Source organism: Cricetibacter osteomyelitidis (assembly GCF_004340985.1).
GTDB lineage: Bacteria > Pseudomonadota > Gammaproteobacteria > Enterobacterales > Pasteurellaceae > Cricetibacter > Cricetibacter osteomyelitidis.
The window spans coordinates 61,209-79,111 of the sequence record NZ_SLYB01000003.1 but is presented as its reverse complement, the minus strand read 5'-3'; the positions used below and the strand labels follow the sequence as shown (position 1 = coordinate 79,111).

Sequence of the window (17,903 nt, the reverse complement as noted above, 5' to 3'; positions counted from 1 at the left end):
TATGATAATAGTGCTTTATCTTTTGATTTGTCTTGGTTCGACAATCGTCGGATTATTTAATGGAAGTGCTGAAGGTGGGCTTATAATGGGCTTGGTTTTTTGTGGGGTGATAGCGTTAATGCGATCAAGTTTCAAAGATAATGCACATGAAAATCACCAATCGGCACATACGCAAAAAAACGACAACACATCACAGAAAGAAGTATTGCATGAACTTGGCAAACGAATTTCCATGCTAGAACGCCAAGTTTTTCTGCTGAATGAACAAATCAATCATTTACGAACCAGAGATGAAATTTACCAATTTTATCATACGGATGAGTCGTTTTCTCAATCAAACATTGCTGAAAACGAACAAATACAAACCACCGAAATTCCGCAAAAATCCACTGCACTTGATGATGTGGCAATCACCAATGAAACGCAAGCTGAAATATCGGCGATAAAAGTGTTTAGTAGTAATGCGGCGGATCTTGATAATAAAATCACAGATTGTGAAGCAATGGATAAAACAGCGGAAACAGTAGATGAAATCATGGCTGAAATGGCTGATACAGCTATTTCAGAACAGCAAATTGAATCTGTACAAATTGCCGAAAGCACAGCAGTTGGGCAATCACAAATTGCTCCTTGGACACAAAGCGAGCAAGAACAACCTAAACCACAAAAAGAATCCGCACCAAACCCAATTTGGCAGTGGCTGGTTTCCGGTAATCCAATGTTAAAAGTGGGCGCAGTGATTCTATTCTTAGGTTTGGGATTCTTATTACGTTTTGCATCAGAACATTTCACCTTTCCTATCGAAAGTCGTTATATCAGCGTGGCGGTTGCAGGTGCGGTATGCGGTGTGATTGGCTGGTATTTGCGTCACCGACGCCGTGAATACGGCTTAACGTTGCAAGGCTTAGGAATTGCCGTGCTGTATCTCACTGCTTTGGGAGCATTGAAATTACATACCTTATTGCCGCAATCTGTGGTGTTTGGTATTCAAGTTGGATTAGTAGTGGTAATGGCTGTGCTGGCCGTGTTGCAGGATGCCCGTATTTTGGCACAAGTTGCACTATTAGGCGGTTTAGCATCTCCAATTTTAGTTTCCGACGGCAGCGGCAATTATCTCGCCTTATTTAGCTATCTCAGCTTGCTCAATTGCGGTGTGGCCGCAATGGCGTGGTTTAAATCCTGGCGTTCGTTAAATCTAATCGGTGCCATTGGCACTTTGTTAATCAGCGGTACTTGGGGGATGAAATATTACAATCCAGAACTTTTCTGCGTTTGCGAAACCTTTTTAGTGTTCCATCTGGTGTTATACAGCATCGTGGTATGGCGATTTGCACATCGTCAGGCATTGGCATTGCAAAATCAACCGCAACCGGTGGATGTGAATAATGCCCCGATAAGTGAGATTTTCAGCAATTGGTTGAAATCTATAGGGCGTATCAGTGTGCTTGATTCCAGTTTATTATTTGGTGTAGCGTTCAGTGCCTTTGTTTATCAAATTGCAATGACGGATCATTGGACAAACGGTGCAATGTGGTCAGCTTTGGGATTTGCTGTATTTTATGGGCTGTTAGGCACGTTAGTTCGCCATTCTAAGGTGGATATCCGCATTGTTTCTGATGCTATGTTTGCCTTAGCTTTGATTTTAGGCACATCCGCCTTGGTGTTCTTAGATACGCAAAACAGTAATTGGAAAGCCACTTTCTTATGTTTAGAAGCAGCATTGGTGTATGGATTCAGTATTCGTCAGCGTTTGCCCGCATCTCGTACTTTTGCCGCTTTGTTATTCGTATTAAGTTGGTTGAAACATTTTATCAACTTCGATTTCTCGATGACCACCGCATTTATTGTGTTGGTATCCGGTTTTGCTTTTGCTGTGCTTTGGCAGAGTTATCGCCGAAGTGAATCTGCACAGTGGGAAAAATTTGCCGTAGGCGTTGTATTGGCCTTAACACTTATTCAGGCAGCTGCAATTCCGCTGCGATTGGAAATGTTGGATATCTTGCAAATGCCGATAGCATTATGGCTGATCGCATTACAATCTTTGCTAATTTATGCTGCGGCGATCAAATTCAAACTACCGAAATTCCGAGCCTTTGCAATGATTGAGTTTGCATTGGCTTGGTTGTTCCATTTTGATCAATTTAATTTCCCTATTCATACGGCGTTATTGATGATTCCAACAGGGGCTTTGATTCCTTGGCTGTGGCAGCGTTATTGCAAAGATAGTTTAAATTGGGAAAAATCTGCCGCTGGTGCAGTGTTAGCTGCGACCTTATTCTTAACTACTGTCTTACCATGGCGTTTATATAATTTAGCTATTTGGTCGGATGAAGCCACGATCATTGTCAGTGCACTGCTTGGTTTGGCGTATGGATTCGCTCAATATCATCGAGAAAATCGGGTGTTTGCTGTGGCAAGTGCGGTGGTTTTTGCACTATTTGCAGTGTTGCGTTATCCGTCAGAATACAGTGCATTAAGTTTGAAAATCAGTGCTATAGTTGTTGCTGTTGTCGCATTGGCAACGTCGTGGACATTGCATAAAGTGCGGTGGAAACCGGCAAAATTACCAAAACTGCAAAATATTTTAGGTTGGATTGTGCTGATTTGTGCCTTGCTGCAACTTTATTATGTGTTTATATCCTTTGAATGGGTTGAGGAAGTATCGGCGTTGGTGTTGTCATTCGCAGTGATTTTGTATTGGGCTTGGCAAGTACGCTGGTTACAAGCCAGCCTGTTAACTTTGGCATTTATGCCATTGTTTGTCGCGGCAACATTTTATGAAAACGTACATCAGTATTTCTATGAACCACAACTATTGCGTTCCTTGATTAGTGGATTCTGTGCCTTAGCTTTACATTTTGCCATTATGAAAGAGTTGCGGTTGCGTATTAAAAAAACACTACGTATTATTTGGCACAATGTAGGCTTTAATGTATTCGTGTTGTCCTTTACATTGTTATCAATTCGTTGGGAAAACAAGTGGGAAAACGTGGCGGAAATCTGGCTGTTTAGCGTGATGACTATTGTGCCTTTGGTTGCGTTTATCTTGGTGGTGAAATTTGCCAAACAACTCAAACAGCATAAATTAAGCAGTCTTGTGGATATTGGCATATTGCCGACCATTGTTTGTTTGATAATATGGTCATTGATGACGTTTAGCGCGGACGGCATTGTACCGAATTTCCCGTATATTCCGGTGTTGAATCCATACGAACTACTGAGCCTGCTGTTTGCTTTTGTGTTATGGAAATGGTTGCATATCTGCGGCTGGTCACTGCATAAAGCAATGGTGTATATAGGCTATGCGGTATTTGGGTTCTTGTTGCTGAATATAATGGTGCTGCGGATGTGGCATTATTACGATGATATTCCGTGGCGTTTAACCGAGTTACTTGCCTCTATCAGCTTGCAATCCACTTTATCAATCGTATGGGCGACCGCTGCGATTACTTTAATGATGTTTGGCCATAAACGTCAGGAACGTTTAAATTGGCTGATTGGTGCCGGATTAATGGGCGTTGTAGTGGTGAAATTATTCCTAGTAGAATTAGGCAATAGCGGCAGTATCGCCAGAATCGTCTCCTTTATTGCCGTGGGTGTACTGTTATTGTTGGTGGGCTATTTTGCCCCGGTACCACCGAAAAATCAGGTAATAAGCGGTGATTAATTTAATTGGTGCAATATCTGCTCAATTTGCTTCAATCCATTAAGCCTTGTGGTGCTAAGCCGTTGGGCAATGCCTAATTTATCGAAATAATCGGTGAGTGAAAATACTTGCAATTGCACCGCACTTTTATCTTGAATTTCCAATAGCAAAATCCACAGTAGCCCGTTGATAATACGGGCTTCACTGTAGGCACTGAAATGAAAAGTGCGGTTGGAATTTGGGGAGATTTTAAACCACACTTTCGCTTCACAGCCGTTAATTAGCGACATGGCTTGCAATTCTTCGTTATTGGGACGAGAGAGGTTTTTACCGGCTTGAATGATCAGGCGATAACGTTCTTCCCACGTTTTGGCGGCAATTAATTGTGCTTGTAAATTCATTATTCACCTAATAAATTCAAACTGTTATTCAATGCTTTGAAAAACTCGTCCACATCTTGCTGCGTATTATAAGGGGCGAAGGATAACCGTAAGGTAGCAGTTTGCCCGAGACGTGCCAAATAAGGCTGAGCACAGTGTTCACCCACTCGCAAGGCGATCTGTTGTTCGCTGAGTAAAGTATTGAGATCCGAAGCGGCGATGTCATCAAATACAAAACTGACCACCGTGCTTGGTTGTGGTGAATTGAATAAACGGCAATTCGGATAATTTTTTAACCGTGCTTTCACTTGCTCGGCAAGCGTTATGGCGTGTTGTTCAGCTGCTTGAACATCAACCGCTTCCAACCATTCCAACACGGCATTGAAGCCGATTACACCTGCAATATTCGGCGTGCCGGCTTCAAGGCGGTAAGGCAATTCGGCAAAGGTGATTTGCTTCGGGCTTACTTTCTCGATCATCTTGCCGCCATAAAGCAATGGTTGCAATAAATTGAGCGATGATAGCTTACCGCTCAACACGCCCACGCCGTTTGGTCCGTATAATTTATGGGCGGAAAAGGCAATAAAATCCGCATCCAGCTGTTGCAAATCAATCTTGACGTGACTAATCGCTTGGGCACAATCAAACAAGATAAGTGCGGTGCTGTGTTGGCGAATTTGTTGAATAAGGCGAATCATCGGTTGCTCCGTGCCGGTGACGTTGGAAACCGCATTAATCGCCACTAATTTGGTTTTCTTATTAAGTGCGGCAAGTAGTGCTTTTTCATCAATCAGAAAATCGTCATTAATGGGTAAAATTCTGATTTTTGCACCGCACTTTTTGGCAATTTCCGACCACGTGACGAAATTGGCGTGGTGATCCGCTTCACTAATCATAATTTCATCATCGGTTTGAATATAAGGAATTAACCCGTTTGCTACAATATTAATGGCTTGTGTTGTACCGGAAGTCCAAATTACCGCGTGTTCGCTTTCCGCATTAATCAGACTTTTCACCCGACTGCGGGCTTGCTCATAAAGTGCGGTCTGTTTTTCATCATATTGACTGCGGTGCACCGAACCGGCAGATTGATAAAAATCTATCGTGGCATCAATTAATACCTGCGGTTTCAACGCTGTGGCAGCCGAATCTAAATAGATCACCGCATCAGTTCGATTAAAATAAGGAAAATCCTGACGAAATTGTGTTGCGCTAAAGCCCATTGTTAATATCCGTTTATCTGATTTTTTTGTTGTTTACGCCATAAACTTGGTGTAATAGGATTTTTATCCCGCCATAAGCCGATACGTTGTTGGACTGCTTGTCGTTGAGCTTCGAGATAAATGGGATCCCGCACATATTGCTCATAAGCCCAAGCCATCCCTTGTTGCACCATCATCAAATTAATATTTTGCTTTTGCATATTATAAACTGTTGCCAGCGTACGTTGATAGCGATCATAGCCGGAAATTGATAACATTACAGGTTGTTTGTGAATTAATTTCCCCAACAGCTGACGGGCATGATTGCCAAAAGGCTGTTTTCTTTCCGGAGCATCAATTTGATCCATTCGTACTTTTAACTGCTTGTTATTGCTTAATAAACAAGTAAAGGTATCGCCATCCGAAATTTTCACTACCGTACACCACAAACTGCGGTCAGCTTTGGCAGAAAAACAAAGCAGGGAAAGTAAGAATAGCAATAATACTTTTTTCATTCTTTAACCTAAGAAAAAAGCCTAGCGGTTAACTAGGCTTTTTTTCGTTATTGGTGCACTTGGAGGGACTTGAACCCTCACGTCCTGCGGACACTACCCCCTCAAGATAGCGTGTCTACCAATTCCACCACAAGTGCTAAATTCTTAAATTTTATTGAGGTATATCGCTATTTTTATTTTCTAATGCCGGAACTTCGGATTGTTGTTGCTGAAGCTGTTCCGCCGCTTGCGACAAATCGTCAAAGGTTCCTTGTTGCACATTGTTACGATGAGAATTAATGTTACCAATCACAATACTTAAACCAAAGAAAGCGATAGCCAAAATTGAAGTTGTACGGGTTAAAAAGTTACCTGCACCGGCAGAACCGAATACTGTACCGGAAGCACCGCCGCCAAAAGACGCACCAGTGTCTGCACCTTTACCTTGTTGAATTAATACAAAGCCGATCAATGCAATTGCCACCAAGGCATAAACCATTAACAATACTGAATAACCCATTATTTTCTTCTCTTCATTATATAAAATTTTTAACGCACGAATGATAACGGAAGCCGGACATCTTCGCAAGCAGTTTTCTTTATTTTAACCTTAATTGTGCTAAATTCAGTCAGTTTTTACCGCACTTTTGTTTTTGTTGCGTGATTTGGTTGATTTGCTTTTATTTGTTTTTGTTGCTGTTTTTGTTGTAGTCGTTTGGCTGACTTTACTGAGTTTGCGCAATGCGGCATAGTCATAATAACCAATGAGATCGGGCAGCATTTGTAGTAAAGTCGCCATAAATTGTTGATAACTGGCCTGTTTGCGGCTGATGCTGTCTAATTGGGACTCCCAATGGGCGGTCATATCCGGTTGGGTGGCGATTTCCGGCAGGGCTTGAATCAGAATTCTGCCCGCTTCGGTACTGTGGATATTACGCCCTTTTTTATACAAAAATTCCCGTTTAAACAGTAGTTCGATAATGCCGGCTCGCGTGGCTTCCGTACCGAGACCGTCAGTTTCCCGCAAGATCTTTTTCAATTCTTTATTTTGCACAAAGCGGGCGATTCCTGTCATTGCCGATAGTAAAGTGGCATCGGTAAACGGTTTTGGCGGTTGTGTTTTTTTGCTGACAATTTCACCTTTTTCACAAAAGAGGATTTGACCTTTTTTCACAATAGGCAACAATGGTTCTTGCTGTTCGTTATCATCTTCTTTGCCGAATAATTCTTTCCAACCGGCTGTTTGTAAGTTGCGGGCGGAAGCCACAAAAGTACCGCCGGCAATATTCAAGGTGATTTTACTTTTGCGGTATTCCGCATCGGCGCAAAATTGAATCAGATATTGGCGGGCAATTAAATCATAAATTTGCTGTTCCGTTTGCGATAAATGTACATTGCGACTGTTTGCCGTCGGAATAATCGCGTGGTGGGCTTCCACTTTTTTATCGTTCCAGCACCGGTTTTTCTGATTAGTATTTAAAATTGCCGGTAATGGCTGATATTGTTGCGAATGGCTTTGAATGGCATTAAACACCTTCATTCGTTCAGTAAAATGCTCATTGGGTAAATAGCGGTTATCGGAACGCGGGTAAGTAATAATCTTGTGGGTTTCATACAAGCGTTGGCAGGTATCCAGCACATCTTGTGCCGACATACCGTAACGTTTCGCCGCATCAATCTGTAACGCAGAAAGAGAATAGGGCAGTGGAGCGGTTTCTTTTTCCCGTTTATCCGAATAGTCGGTGACTGTTGCTTCCTGCCCTGCAATGCGTTTGGCGACATTTTCCGCCAAGGCACGGGAAATCACCCGACCGTCTTCGTCCTGATAATCTTCGCAGGCTTTGCTGGGTTGCCATAAAGCGGTAAAAAGTGCGGTCGGATTTTGTGGCGTTTCTGGTACTTGAATATGGGCTAGCACTTCAAAAAAATCTTTTGGTTGGAAATTTTCGATTTCTAAGTCACGACGGACAATAAGCCCTAACACCGGTGTCTGTACGCGACCTACGGACAATACGCCGTTATAACCTGCCTGTCGTCCGCGAATGGTAAATGCGCGGGTCATATTAATGCCGTACAGCCAATCGGCACGGGCACGAGCTAAGGCGGAAGTGGCGAGTGGCACGAAATTACGGTTCGGTTGTAATTTTTTTACTGCTTTTTCCACCGCACTTGGGTTGAGATCGCTGATTAAACAACGTTGAATTTGTTCACGTTTTTCTGATGGGATATTGGCGTGGCTAAACACTTCATCCACCAACAGTTGTCCTTCACGATCCGGATCACCGGCATTAACGAGAATATCCGCTTGTCGGATAAGTTTTTCCACGATTTGTAATTGTTTTGCCACGCTTTTTTTCGGGATCAACAGCCATTTATCCGGCACAATGGGCAAATGTTCCAATCGCCATTGTTTGAAAATGGGATTGTAAGCATCGGGTTCCGCCTGTTCCAGTAAATGACCCACACACCAAGTCACATAGTCGTCATTGCCACATTTGATAAAACCGTCACTTCGTTGGTGCGGTTTCGGTAAAATATCGGCAATGGCACGAGCCAGACTGGGTTTTTCCGCAATAAAAAGACGCATTAGATGGCCTGTAGTTCCGTCATATTCCAACGGGGACGAACGGATATGGCAAGATCTTGCTGTTCGCCGTTTTTTAGCCGTAATAAGCCGGTGTAGGCGATCATGGCTCCATTATCCGTGCAAAATTGCGGCGGCGGATAAAAGACTTCTCCGCCTAATTGGGTCATTAAATCCGCTAAATATTGGCGTAATTGTTTATTGGCACTCACACCGCCGGCTATTACTAAGCGTTTAAAGCCGGTTTCTTTTAATGCCCGGCGGCATTTGATGGCTAAGGTTTCCACTACGGCTTGTTGGAAGGCATAAGCAATATCGCAACGGGTTTGTTCCGTTAATTCGCCTTCTTCTTTAATTGCATTGGCAATGGTGTTAGCGGCAAAGGTTTTTAAGCCGGAAAAACTGAAATCCAGTTCGGGACGATCTGTCATTGGGCGTGGGAAAGTAAAACGTTGTGCATTGCCTTGTTCTGCCAAACGAGATAGAGCAGGGCCGCCCGGATAATCCAAACCAAGCAATTTTGCGGTTTTATCAAAGGCTTCACCGGCGGCATCATCAATGGATTCGCCCAATAAGCGATATTTTCCTACACCGTCCACTTGCACTAATTGAGTGTGACCGCCTGATACCAATAAGGCTATAAAAGGAAAGTGCGGTGCGTTTTCCGCCAACATCGGGGCGAGCAAATGTCCTTCCATATGGTGTACGCCCACGGCAGGTACATTCCAGGCATAAGCCAGCGAGCGAGCTATGGTCGCTCCCACTAATAACGCTCCTACCAAACCTGGGCCGGAGGTGTAGGCAATGCCATCAATATCCTGTGCGGTTAAATTAGCTTCTGCCAGAGCCGCTTGAATTAATGGAGCGGTTTTGCGGATATGATCGCGAGATGCCAATTCAGGCACTACACCACCGTAATCGGCATGCAGAGCAATTTGCGTGTAGAGTTGATTTGCCAATAAACCGTTTTCATCGTCATAAATAGCGACACCGGTTTCATCGCAAGAGGTTTCGATTCCTAGAACTTTCATTTTTACTTTGATTAAATAGCAAGAGTGCGGTGGAAATTTGAGAAATTTTCACCGCACTTTTAATAATTGAGAACGGATAATTAATCCAAATATTTAAAGACTTTAACTACTTTAGTCACACCGGAAGTATTTGCCGCAACCTGAGCCGCTGCATCCGCTTGTGAGCGAGTGAGATTACCCATTAAAAAGACTTCCGCATTTTCGGTAATGACTTTTACTGCGGTCATTTTAACATCAGAATTTATTAACAATTTTGATTTGACTTGAGATGTGATCCAAGCATCTTTCGAGATTTGACCGGCCGTAATCGGTTGACCGATACGGAGTTCGTTATACACTTGATCCGGCTTGACACCCTCAACACCTTCCGCCAGGCTTTTGGCGATATCTTTTAAGCCTTCTTGCGGTACTTGACCGATTAATAATACGCGACCGCTGTAAGCAACTACATTGACTCGACCTTCAGCTTTGATTTGTTCATCTTTTTTGATGGCGTAAATAACGCGTTCTTCAAGAGTTTCATCATCGATTTGCGTGCCGGCACTACGCGGATCCGTTGCTACTTTAGCTCCGACACCAACGGCGGCGCCAATGCCTAGTGCCACACAACCTTGCAAGGCTACCATAGTGCCGAGTACAAGTGCGAGTCTAATTGCGTGTTTCATATTATTCTCCTTTAATATCAAGATTTATTGCAGTATATCAGCTTGTTTAATGTGAAAAAAGAAGATGATCGATTAATTCACATAATGCGTTGATAATAAATAAATGGCTTTCTAAAATGCGGCTTTCTTTGGCACTTGGCGTTGAAATTTCCAAATCATGCTCCGACAACAAACCGTGTATATGGTCATTGTTTAAGCTGTTCAGTACAATAATTTGTAACTCTTTGTTTAAGGCACCGTCAATCACATTTAATACGCATTCTTCTTCGCCGAAAGGAGATAATACGACTAAAATATCACCTTTCTGAGCTACCGCGTTAAATTGGCGTTGATAAAGCGAGTTAATATTATTGTCGGAAATTATCGCAGAACCTACCGCACCATCCATAGAAAGTAAGACAGCGGGAAAACTCGGACGTTCCAAAGAATAGCGATTAAGTAAATTCGCGACTAAAAATTGCGCGTTCGCATAAGATTTACCGTGGCCGCATACAATAATTTTATTGCCGCGTAATAAGCAATTCGTCAGTTGTTCAGCGGCTTGAACAATACATTCGGGGAGTTGATCCGCCGCAGAAATTTGAGTTTGTACGCTTTCCGTATAGAGCGTTTTGATTTTTTCTAACATAGTTTAATCTAAAAAATTAGGAAGCCATTCAATGTCTTGTTCCGTACGACCAAAAGCAATGAGATCAAAACGACAGTCGGCATCTTCAAGGGAAAGGTTACGTTGAACCAGCCACATATTGGCTGCTGCAAGCCATCGTTGTTGTTTTTGTTTGCCGACACTTTCGATGGCAGAACCATAAAGATCGTTTTTCCGTTGACGGACTTCCACAAACACCGTGGTGGTACCGTCAGCCATAATCAGATCCAGCTCGCCGCACTTAAAATTTTGATTAGCCGCAATAAACCGCAAGCCTTGAGATTCTAAAAAAAGGCGAGCCTGTTGTTCAAATCTCGCCCCTTGCTGCCGTTTAGGTGAAAACATAGTGATTAGTTAATCGCCACAATTTCACCGTTTTGATATTGGAACCAGCTCATGTCACGTTGGATATTACAGTTAGGACCGGCACTTAGTTTACCGGTTAAACCGCTGATTGTGTACCCCGGCACTTGACGTAATTCATTGAACCGATTAGATAAAAGCCAGGCATCGGCACCCATGGCATATAAACGCATTAACTGATAGTTACCGCTGGTTTGTGCTTCGACTTTTTTATATTGAGCCGATGTGGTATCGGTAAAGAACGGAATATCACTGAAGATAACACCTTCCATTGCCAAACGGAATTCCGGACCGTTGTTGGCGGAATTTCCGCGGGAACTGGCATAAATTTTCACCCCATAGTTACCGTTATCCGCTGCGGTTTTAATGCCTTGTAATTGCTCGCTTTGTGTCACAATCACATATAACGCTTGTGTGCCCTGACCGATGACATCTTGTAAATTGTAAATAATATCATCCACTTCATTGTAGAATTTCACCACAGAGTCGGTCGCAGAAAGTTGTTGCCAACGAACGTTAAATGCGGAGGCGGCACGTTGTCCCAAATCATTTTGCGGTACAATGACCAACGGTTTACGAATCCCGTCGCTCCACATTTTTGTTGCGGCATCCTCCGCTTCGTCTTCCGGCGATAAACCGTAGTAGCATACTTTGCCCATGGCTTTAGAGGTTGGTGTTGAGTTCAATGCCAATACATTAAAGTTATTAATTGCCGCATTACTTAATGCAGTATCTACGTTCGGTTTTAACAGAGGACCAACCAAGGATGTAATACCGCTTTGGTTTGCCTGTTCCACAATGCTGTTTACATCCGTACTGGCAGAATCAAACACTTGTACTGCCGTCCCTTCCGTGCCGCGGGCATCATCAAAACCGGCTTTAATGGTGGTACCGATTAATTGATTGTCACCGCTTAAAGGCAAAATCAATCCTACATTGCCTCCAACCGTAGGTTGGAAGTTAAGCACGGATTGTAATTCTGTCGGGAATTGGAACGCCGCACTGTGATTCGGGTAGCTGTTACGCCAATTTTGCAATGCGAGGGTCAATTGTGACGGTTGCGAAACATTATCATTATAGGTTTGTGTTAATGCCAACCACCCTGCTAATGTAGGCTCATTGGATACATCGGTATTTATAATGCCTTTATTCGCAGTACGCAATAAGGCCCAAGTGCGGTCGATATTTTCTTGTTTTCGCTGCGTATCTTTAATTAAAGCGTCCATATTAATACGGGCACGCACGGCAGCTAAAATATCATTGCTGTTTTCGGCGAGACGGGCTTGCGTTTGATAGTAGCGGGATTTTTGTGAACTGCTTAGCAAGCTCAAATTAATGGTTTGCAATTTAGCGGCAGCTCGTTGATTTTCCCTTTTTACCGCGGCAATATCTGCTTCAATGAGTGATTTATCCAATAATTGTTCATCATTTAAATCTTTTAATTCTGCCAGTTGAGCTTCCGCTTGAGCGATTTTATTTTCATTCACCATCACACGAGCAGCAAGTAATTGATAACTTTGCTTATCTTCAAGATCTTTGGCTTGTGATACACGATTTAAATAAAAATCGGAATTGGCATTGGCATCACTTTTTAGCGATTCGGTAATCGGATTTGTAAATAAATTCGTACAACTTGCTAAAAATAAAGACAATGCCAGCATTAATAATTTTCTAAAATCAATGCGTTGTAATAGAATAGTCAACATAGTTGCTCCATTAAAAATGAATAGACTTTGATGATCTTACTTATCTCAACTCATAAAATCAAATAGAAAGACAGAAATTTATGAATAATTCAGGTATTTTATATATTGTTGCCACGCCAATCGGCAATTTACAGGATATTACTCAGCGTGCATTAACAGTTTTTGCCGAAGTAGATCTGATTGCCGCCGAAGACACCCGCCACAGCGGTTTATTGCTTAGTCATTACGGTATTAAAAAGCCGTTTTTTGCACTGCATGATCATAATGAACAACAAAAATCCGATGTGTTGGTGGCGAAATTACAAGAAGGTCATAATATTGCGTTAATTTCCGATGCGGGCACACCGTTAATCAGCGATCCCGGTTTTCATTTGGTGCACAAATGCCATTTGGCAGGCATTAAAGTCGTACCGTTGCCGGGGGCTTGTGCGGCGATTACCGCACTTTGTGCTTCAGGTATTGCTTCTGATCGTTTTTGTTTCGAAGGCTTTTTACCGGCAAAAAGCAAAGCTCGTTGCGATAAACTGCAAAATTTAGCGGAAGAAGACCGCACTTTGATCTTTTATGAATCCACTCACCGCATTTTAGCTACTTTAGCTGATGTGGAAACCGTGCTGGGGGCTGATCGTTATATTGTGCTGGCTCGCGAAATTACCAAAACGTGGGAAACCATTTCCGGTGATAGCGTGGGTAATTTACGCCAATGGCTGTCGGAAGACCCGAATCGCACCAAGGGCGAAATGGTGTTGATCATCGAAGGTAAACGGAAATCCGACAATGATGAAATCAATCCGCAAACCATTAAAGCGTTGCAATTGATTGCACAAGAATTACCGCTGAAAAAAGCGGCGGCGATTGTGGCGGAATTATACGGTTATAAGAAAAATACCCTATATCAATTCGGGTTGGATAATTTTTGATCTATCCGTTTGAATGTATTAATTTTTTGTTAAAAATATTAATTGGTTGTCAGTGCGCTTGCCTAACGAATGAAATAACGGAAATAACCGGAATCGCTTTTGAGTTTCCGGTTATTTTTTATTATAATCCTGTGAATTTTAACCGCACTTTTATTTGATTTTGGTCGATAAACCTTATCAATTGTTATTTTAGGAAATATTTTATGCGTAAAAAGCCCGTCCGTACGTCACAGAAGCGTCCTGTTTCTGTTAATCCCCTGATGAATAAATTTTTTCAAAAGGCCGGGGTTTCTACCGTAAAATCAAAAGTGCAATCAGTACGGATTCAGGGACAAGAACCTTCTTCCAATCCGCAGACAGCGAAACAGCGTTATATTGAATTAGTTAAATTATGGCAAACCCAAGGCGTGGCTCAGGCGTTATCCTTAGGATTGAAGGCTGCCGCGGAATTTCCGAAAGACGGTAATATTCTGAATTTAACGGGCGTATTATTGGCACAAAGCGGACGTATTGCCGAAGCATTGGAATTATGGTTGAAGATTGATGATACACAAAAAAACGCATCAACTTACAGTAATATCGGTCAAGCTTATCAAACACTTAACCAATTGGATTTATCCGAACAAAATTTGCGACGTGCACTACAATTACAGGCGGACAATAAAGATGCGTTATGGAATTTGGCTGTTTTATTGCAACGTGATGAAAACCGTATTGATGAAGCGATTGAAAACTATAAAAAGGTGCTTGCCGTTGAACCGGATAGTTTAAAAACGTTGCTAAATATCGCCGCACTTTATTTTAATCGAAAGGAATATCGTGATGCCGAGATCTATTACGATCAAATTGTGGCGTTAGATCAAAATAATGTGACGGCTTGGCAAAACGGTGCTTGGTCTAAACGTCGATTGGAAAATTATCGTGGTGCGGTGCGATATTACGAGCAGGCGGTTAAGTTAGATCCACATAATGCGGATCTGTGGTTCGGTTTAGGTAAGTGTTATCATTTTACGCTTCAATTTGATAAAGCTTGCGAAGCTTGTGAGCAGGGATTGAAAATCAAACCTGATGATATTGATGCACAAGTGAGCCTTGTTCTTAATCGCCAATATGTATTAAATCAAGCCGAGCAGACGGCAAGGGACAGTTTTCGTTTGGGTGAAACCTATGTTAAACAAGCTGTTCACGCTGTTCAAAGATTGGCTAAAGCCAAAGAGCGTTTGCATATCGGTGTCGTATCATCCGATTTACGTCGTCATCCGGTCGGGCTGTTTGCCCGTGGTTTATTAATGTCGGAGGAGGCTAAACAGTTTGACTGGACCGCATATGCCAATTCCGATGTATTCGATGAAGTGAGCGAACAAATACGTCCCACTTTTAAAGCATGGCATAAAATCAAAGCATTAAGTGATGAAGAGGTCATCAAGCAAATAGAACAAGATGAAATTGATATTCTATTGGATTTAAACGGATTAACTGCCGGACATCGTTTAGCTATTTTTGCCGCCCAATCAGCACCGGTGCAAGTAACTTGGCTTGGATATTTTGCGACTTCAGGCTTGCCGACCATGCAAGCAATTATTGCCGATCCGTATTGCGTGCCGTCGGAAGAGGAAAAATGGTACAGCGAGAAAGTCTATCGCCTGCCGCACACGCGTTTGTGTATGAACTATCCCGGTACTGAGGCACAAGTCAATCTGAGTCCGGCCTTAGAAAAGGGTTATATCACTTTCGGTTGTTTTCAAAATCTGACCAAGGTCAATGATGATGTCTTGAAACTGTGGGCGGAAGTAGCAAAAAAAGTGCCAAGTGCACATTGGCGTTTTCAAGCTGCACGTTTGAGTACCGACAGTGAAGACTTGCCGGATTTCAAACAGAAATTAACAAAGTTAGGTTTTCCGATGAATCAAGTCGAATTTTTCGGCACAACCCATTTCTCAGAATATTTTCCCACTTACAACAAGATTGATTTGATTTTAGATACCTTCCCTTATCCGGGCGGAACAACTACCGTAGATGCTTTATGGATGGGCGTACCGACTATTACGCTGGCATTGCCGAGTATGCTTTCCCGTCAGGGGCAACAAGTGTTATCCGCTGCCGGTTTCGCTGATTTGGTGACTTATTCGCCTCAGCAATATGTGGAAAAAGCATTGTATTGGGCGGATTCGGCTAACCGTAATTTATTAAATCAAATGCGTTTAACCATGCGTGAGAAAGCACGAAATTCACCGTTATTTAATACGGCACAATTCAGTAAAGACTGGTGTACTTTGATTCAGCAAATTTGGCAAGATGCCGTTGAGCAAAACAAAGCGTAAAAGTGCGGTTAAAAATAGGATAATTTTATGAGTAAGAAACCAACAAGAATCGTTCAACCCAAACGCGCGGTAAAGACCCCCTCTTTTATGAGCGGTTTTCTGAAAAAAGCAGGTGTGGATGTAAAGAACACACAACCGCAACAAGCTACTCAAAACATCGCCCAAGCTACACAAAAGCTGACGGCGGAAATTGCACAGATTGAGAAAGCACGCGGTGCACAGGACGCTTTGACCGCATCGGAAAAGGCACTGGCACAATATCCTCAATCGGTGGCATTGCTAAACTGTACGGCAATTTTACTGATGAAAAACAATCGTTTTCAAGAAGCGGTGACAACATTTGAACGTATTCCCGATTATGATAAAAATGTCGGCGTATTGACCAATCTCGGGGTCACTTACCGCCAGATGCAGCAATACAAAAAAGCGGCTGAGATTTTCCATAAAGTTTTAGCGATTGATCCGAATAGGGCTTCGACCTTACAAAATATGGGCTTGGTGCAGACGGATTTAGGTAACTATTCGGATGCAGTGAAATATTACCGCCAGATTTTGGATAAAGATCCGGAAAATGCAGAAATTTCCTACAATTTAGGGACAACTTACGGCAGATTACAGGATTTACCCGCTTCCAATGCCTGCTATCGTAAGACCTTGGAGTTGAATCCGACCCACCTGTCGGCATTAGGCAACTGGGCACTGATTCAGAATTATATGGTGCCTTACGATGCCAAACGCATTACCCGTGAAACCATTGCTTATGCCGAAAAAGCAGTAAAAGGGCGTAATATCCGACTGCCTGCCGTGAAAGCCGAAAATCCGAAGAAAAAGCTGCATATCGGCTTAGTGACCGCAGATATGAAAGATGTGCATCCGGTGGGGTATTTCTTAGAAGGTTTACTAAGTGATGAATCTGCCAAACAATTTGACTGGTCTGCTTATATGAACGGTGTTTATGACGACCGCCTGACCCAAAAAGTCCGTCCCTTGTTTAAACATTGGCACAATATCGGCGTATGGACGGATGCCCGAGCTATTGAGCAGATCCGTTCAGACGGAGTGGATATTCTCATTGATTTAAGCGGTTACACCGGGAAAAACCGTGCCGGTATTTTTATGGCACAAACCGCACCGGTTCAGGTTGAATGGCTAGGCTGGTTTGCTACTACGGGTCTGCCGCATATGAATGCGATGATTGCCGACCCTTATTGTGTGCCGGAATCGGAAGAACATCTTTACAGTGAGAAAATCTACCGTATGCCGCATACCCGTTTGTGTATGCAACCGCCGTATCAGCAGGTGAAAATCGATACATTACCGGCATTAAAAAACGGCTATATGACTTTCGGCTGTTATCAAAATCCGCTGAAAATCAGTGAAGATACCTTGCAAACTTGGGCGAAAATAGCCCAAGCCCTGCCGGATGCCCGTTGGTATTTTAAAAGTACGCTTAATGCACCGGGCAAACCGGCACAAATTAAATTCCAAGAAAAACTGGTGGCACTCGGTTTTAATCTTGATAATCTGACTTTTACCGACAGCGAAGCACGTGAAAAATATTTTCAATCGCACAACGGTATTGATTTGATTTTAGACACCTTCCCTTACCCGGGCGGCACAACCACTGTCGATGCCCTATGGATGGGCGTTCCAACCTTAACACTGGCATTACCGGGCATGATCGCCCGCCAAGGCGAACAGCTGATGAGTGCGGCGGGTTATCCGCAATTTGTCTGCCAAACTCACAAAGAGTATGTTGAAAAAGCGTTATATTGGAGCAATCCGGCTAACCGCGAGCAACTGGCAGCATTAAAGGTCGGAATGCGTGAGCAGGTTTTGAGCTCACCTGTATTTGATACTGTAAAATTCAGCGAAGATTGGTGCAATTTAATTCGCCGGATTTGGCAGGACGCTTGCAAAAAGGCAGCACAGGAAAAATAAAGGT

At 42.9% G+C, this 17,903-nt stretch carries 14 protein-coding genes and 1 tRNA gene; 4 read left to right on the top strand and 11 right to left on the bottom strand.

The features are described from left to right. The first annotated feature begins 1 nt into the window (after position 1). Complete coding sequence (locus EDC44_RS02285; RefSeq protein WP_131974968.1) at positions 2 to 3,667, top strand: DUF2339 domain-containing protein; 3,666 nt, start codon at positions 2 to 4, stop codon at positions 3,665 to 3,667. Here EDC44_RS02285 and EDC44_RS02280 read toward each other — a convergent pair. From EDC44_RS02280 to EDC44_RS02230, 11 genes are all read right to left on the bottom strand, one after another. Next, positions 3,664 to 4,047, bottom strand: a complete 384-nt coding sequence (locus EDC44_RS02280; protein ID WP_131974966.1) for a SufE family protein — start codon at positions 4,045 to 4,047, stop codon at positions 3,664 to 3,666. The two genes, EDC44_RS02285 and EDC44_RS02280, sit on opposite strands and share 4 nt — an antisense overlap. After that, the gene (locus EDC44_RS02275) at positions 4,047 to 5,249 is read right to left on the bottom strand and encodes an aminotransferase class V-fold PLP-dependent enzyme (RefSeq protein WP_131974964.1); all 1,203 of its coding nucleotides are present in this window, start codon (positions 5,247 to 5,249) and stop codon (positions 4,047 to 4,049) included. Before EDC44_RS02275 ends, EDC44_RS02280 begins: the two co-directional genes overlap by 1 nt. A 2-nt stretch (positions 5,250 to 5,251) precedes the next feature. Further along, positions 5,252 to 5,743, bottom strand: coding sequence for a thermonuclease family protein (locus EDC44_RS02270; protein ID WP_131974962.1), 492 nt, complete (start codon positions 5,741 to 5,743; stop codon positions 5,252 to 5,254). Positions 5,744 to 5,794: 51 nt separating this feature from the next. Beyond that, positions 5,795 to 5,880 (bottom strand) — tRNA-Leu (locus EDC44_RS02265). A gap of 14 nt (positions 5,881 to 5,894) precedes the next feature. After that, on the bottom strand, positions 5,895 to 6,242 hold the full coding sequence (gene secG / locus EDC44_RS02260) for a preprotein translocase subunit SecG (protein WP_131974960.1): 348 nt from the start codon (positions 6,240 to 6,242) through the stop codon (positions 5,895 to 5,897). 105 nt (positions 6,243 to 6,347) lie between these two features. Further along, positions 6,348 to 8,309, bottom strand: a complete 1,962-nt coding sequence (locus EDC44_RS02255; protein WP_131974958.1) for a DNA topoisomerase III — start codon at positions 8,307 to 8,309, stop codon at positions 6,348 to 6,350. Next, positions 8,309 to 9,337, bottom strand: a complete 1,029-nt coding sequence (gene tsaD, locus EDC44_RS02250) for a tRNA (adenosine(37)-N6)-threonylcarbamoyltransferase complex transferase subunit TsaD (protein WP_131974956.1) — start codon at positions 9,335 to 9,337, stop codon at positions 8,309 to 8,311. The genes EDC44_RS02255 and tsaD overlap by 1 nt, the downstream gene beginning before the upstream one ends. Before the next feature lie 80 nt (positions 9,338 to 9,417). Next, complete coding sequence (gene dolP, locus EDC44_RS02245) at positions 9,418 to 10,002, bottom strand: division/outer membrane stress-associated lipid-binding lipoprotein (RefSeq protein WP_131974954.1); 585 nt, start codon at positions 10,000 to 10,002, stop codon at positions 9,418 to 9,420. A 46-nt stretch (positions 10,003 to 10,048) separates the two neighbouring features. Then, positions 10,049 to 10,630 (bottom strand): D-sedoheptulose-7-phosphate isomerase, encoded by a 582-nt coding sequence (locus EDC44_RS02240; protein ID WP_131974952.1) that lies wholly within the window; start codon positions 10,628 to 10,630, stop codon positions 10,049 to 10,051. A 3-nt stretch (positions 10,631 to 10,633) separates the two neighbouring features. Further along, positions 10,634 to 10,993, bottom strand: a complete 360-nt coding sequence (locus tag EDC44_RS02235) for a YraN family protein (protein ID WP_131974950.1) — start codon at positions 10,991 to 10,993, stop codon at positions 10,634 to 10,636. Positions 10,994 to 10,998: 5 nt separating this feature from the next. Continuing rightward, positions 10,999 to 12,714 (bottom strand): penicillin-binding protein activator, encoded by a 1,716-nt coding sequence (locus EDC44_RS02230; protein ID WP_131975123.1) that lies wholly within the window; start codon positions 12,712 to 12,714, stop codon positions 10,999 to 11,001. An 83-nt stretch (positions 12,715 to 12,797) separates the two neighbouring features. Between EDC44_RS02230 and rsmI the strand changes: the two genes are divergently transcribed. The 3 genes from rsmI to EDC44_RS02215 all read left to right on the top strand — a co-directional run bounded on the left by rsmI (position 12,798) and on the right by EDC44_RS02215 (position 17,899). Continuing rightward, a complete protein-coding gene (gene rsmI, locus EDC44_RS02225) occupies positions 12,798 to 13,637 on the top strand; it encodes a 16S rRNA (cytidine(1402)-2'-O)-methyltransferase (RefSeq protein ID WP_131974948.1) in 840 nt (279 codons plus the stop codon). Positions 13,638 to 13,840: 203 nt separating this feature from the next. After that, positions 13,841 to 15,958, top strand: a complete 2,118-nt coding sequence (locus EDC44_RS02220) for an O-linked N-acetylglucosamine transferase, SPINDLY family protein (protein WP_131974946.1) — start codon at positions 13,841 to 13,843, stop codon at positions 15,956 to 15,958. Positions 15,959 to 15,985: 27 nt separating this feature from the next. After that, positions 15,986 to 17,899 carry an O-linked N-acetylglucosamine transferase, SPINDLY family protein gene (locus EDC44_RS02215; protein ID WP_131974944.1) on the top strand — a complete coding sequence of 638 codons (1,914 nt, stop codon included), beginning with the start codon at positions 15,986 to 15,988 and terminating at the stop codon, positions 17,897 to 17,899. The last annotated feature ends 4 nt before the right edge of the window (positions 17,900 to 17,903 follow it).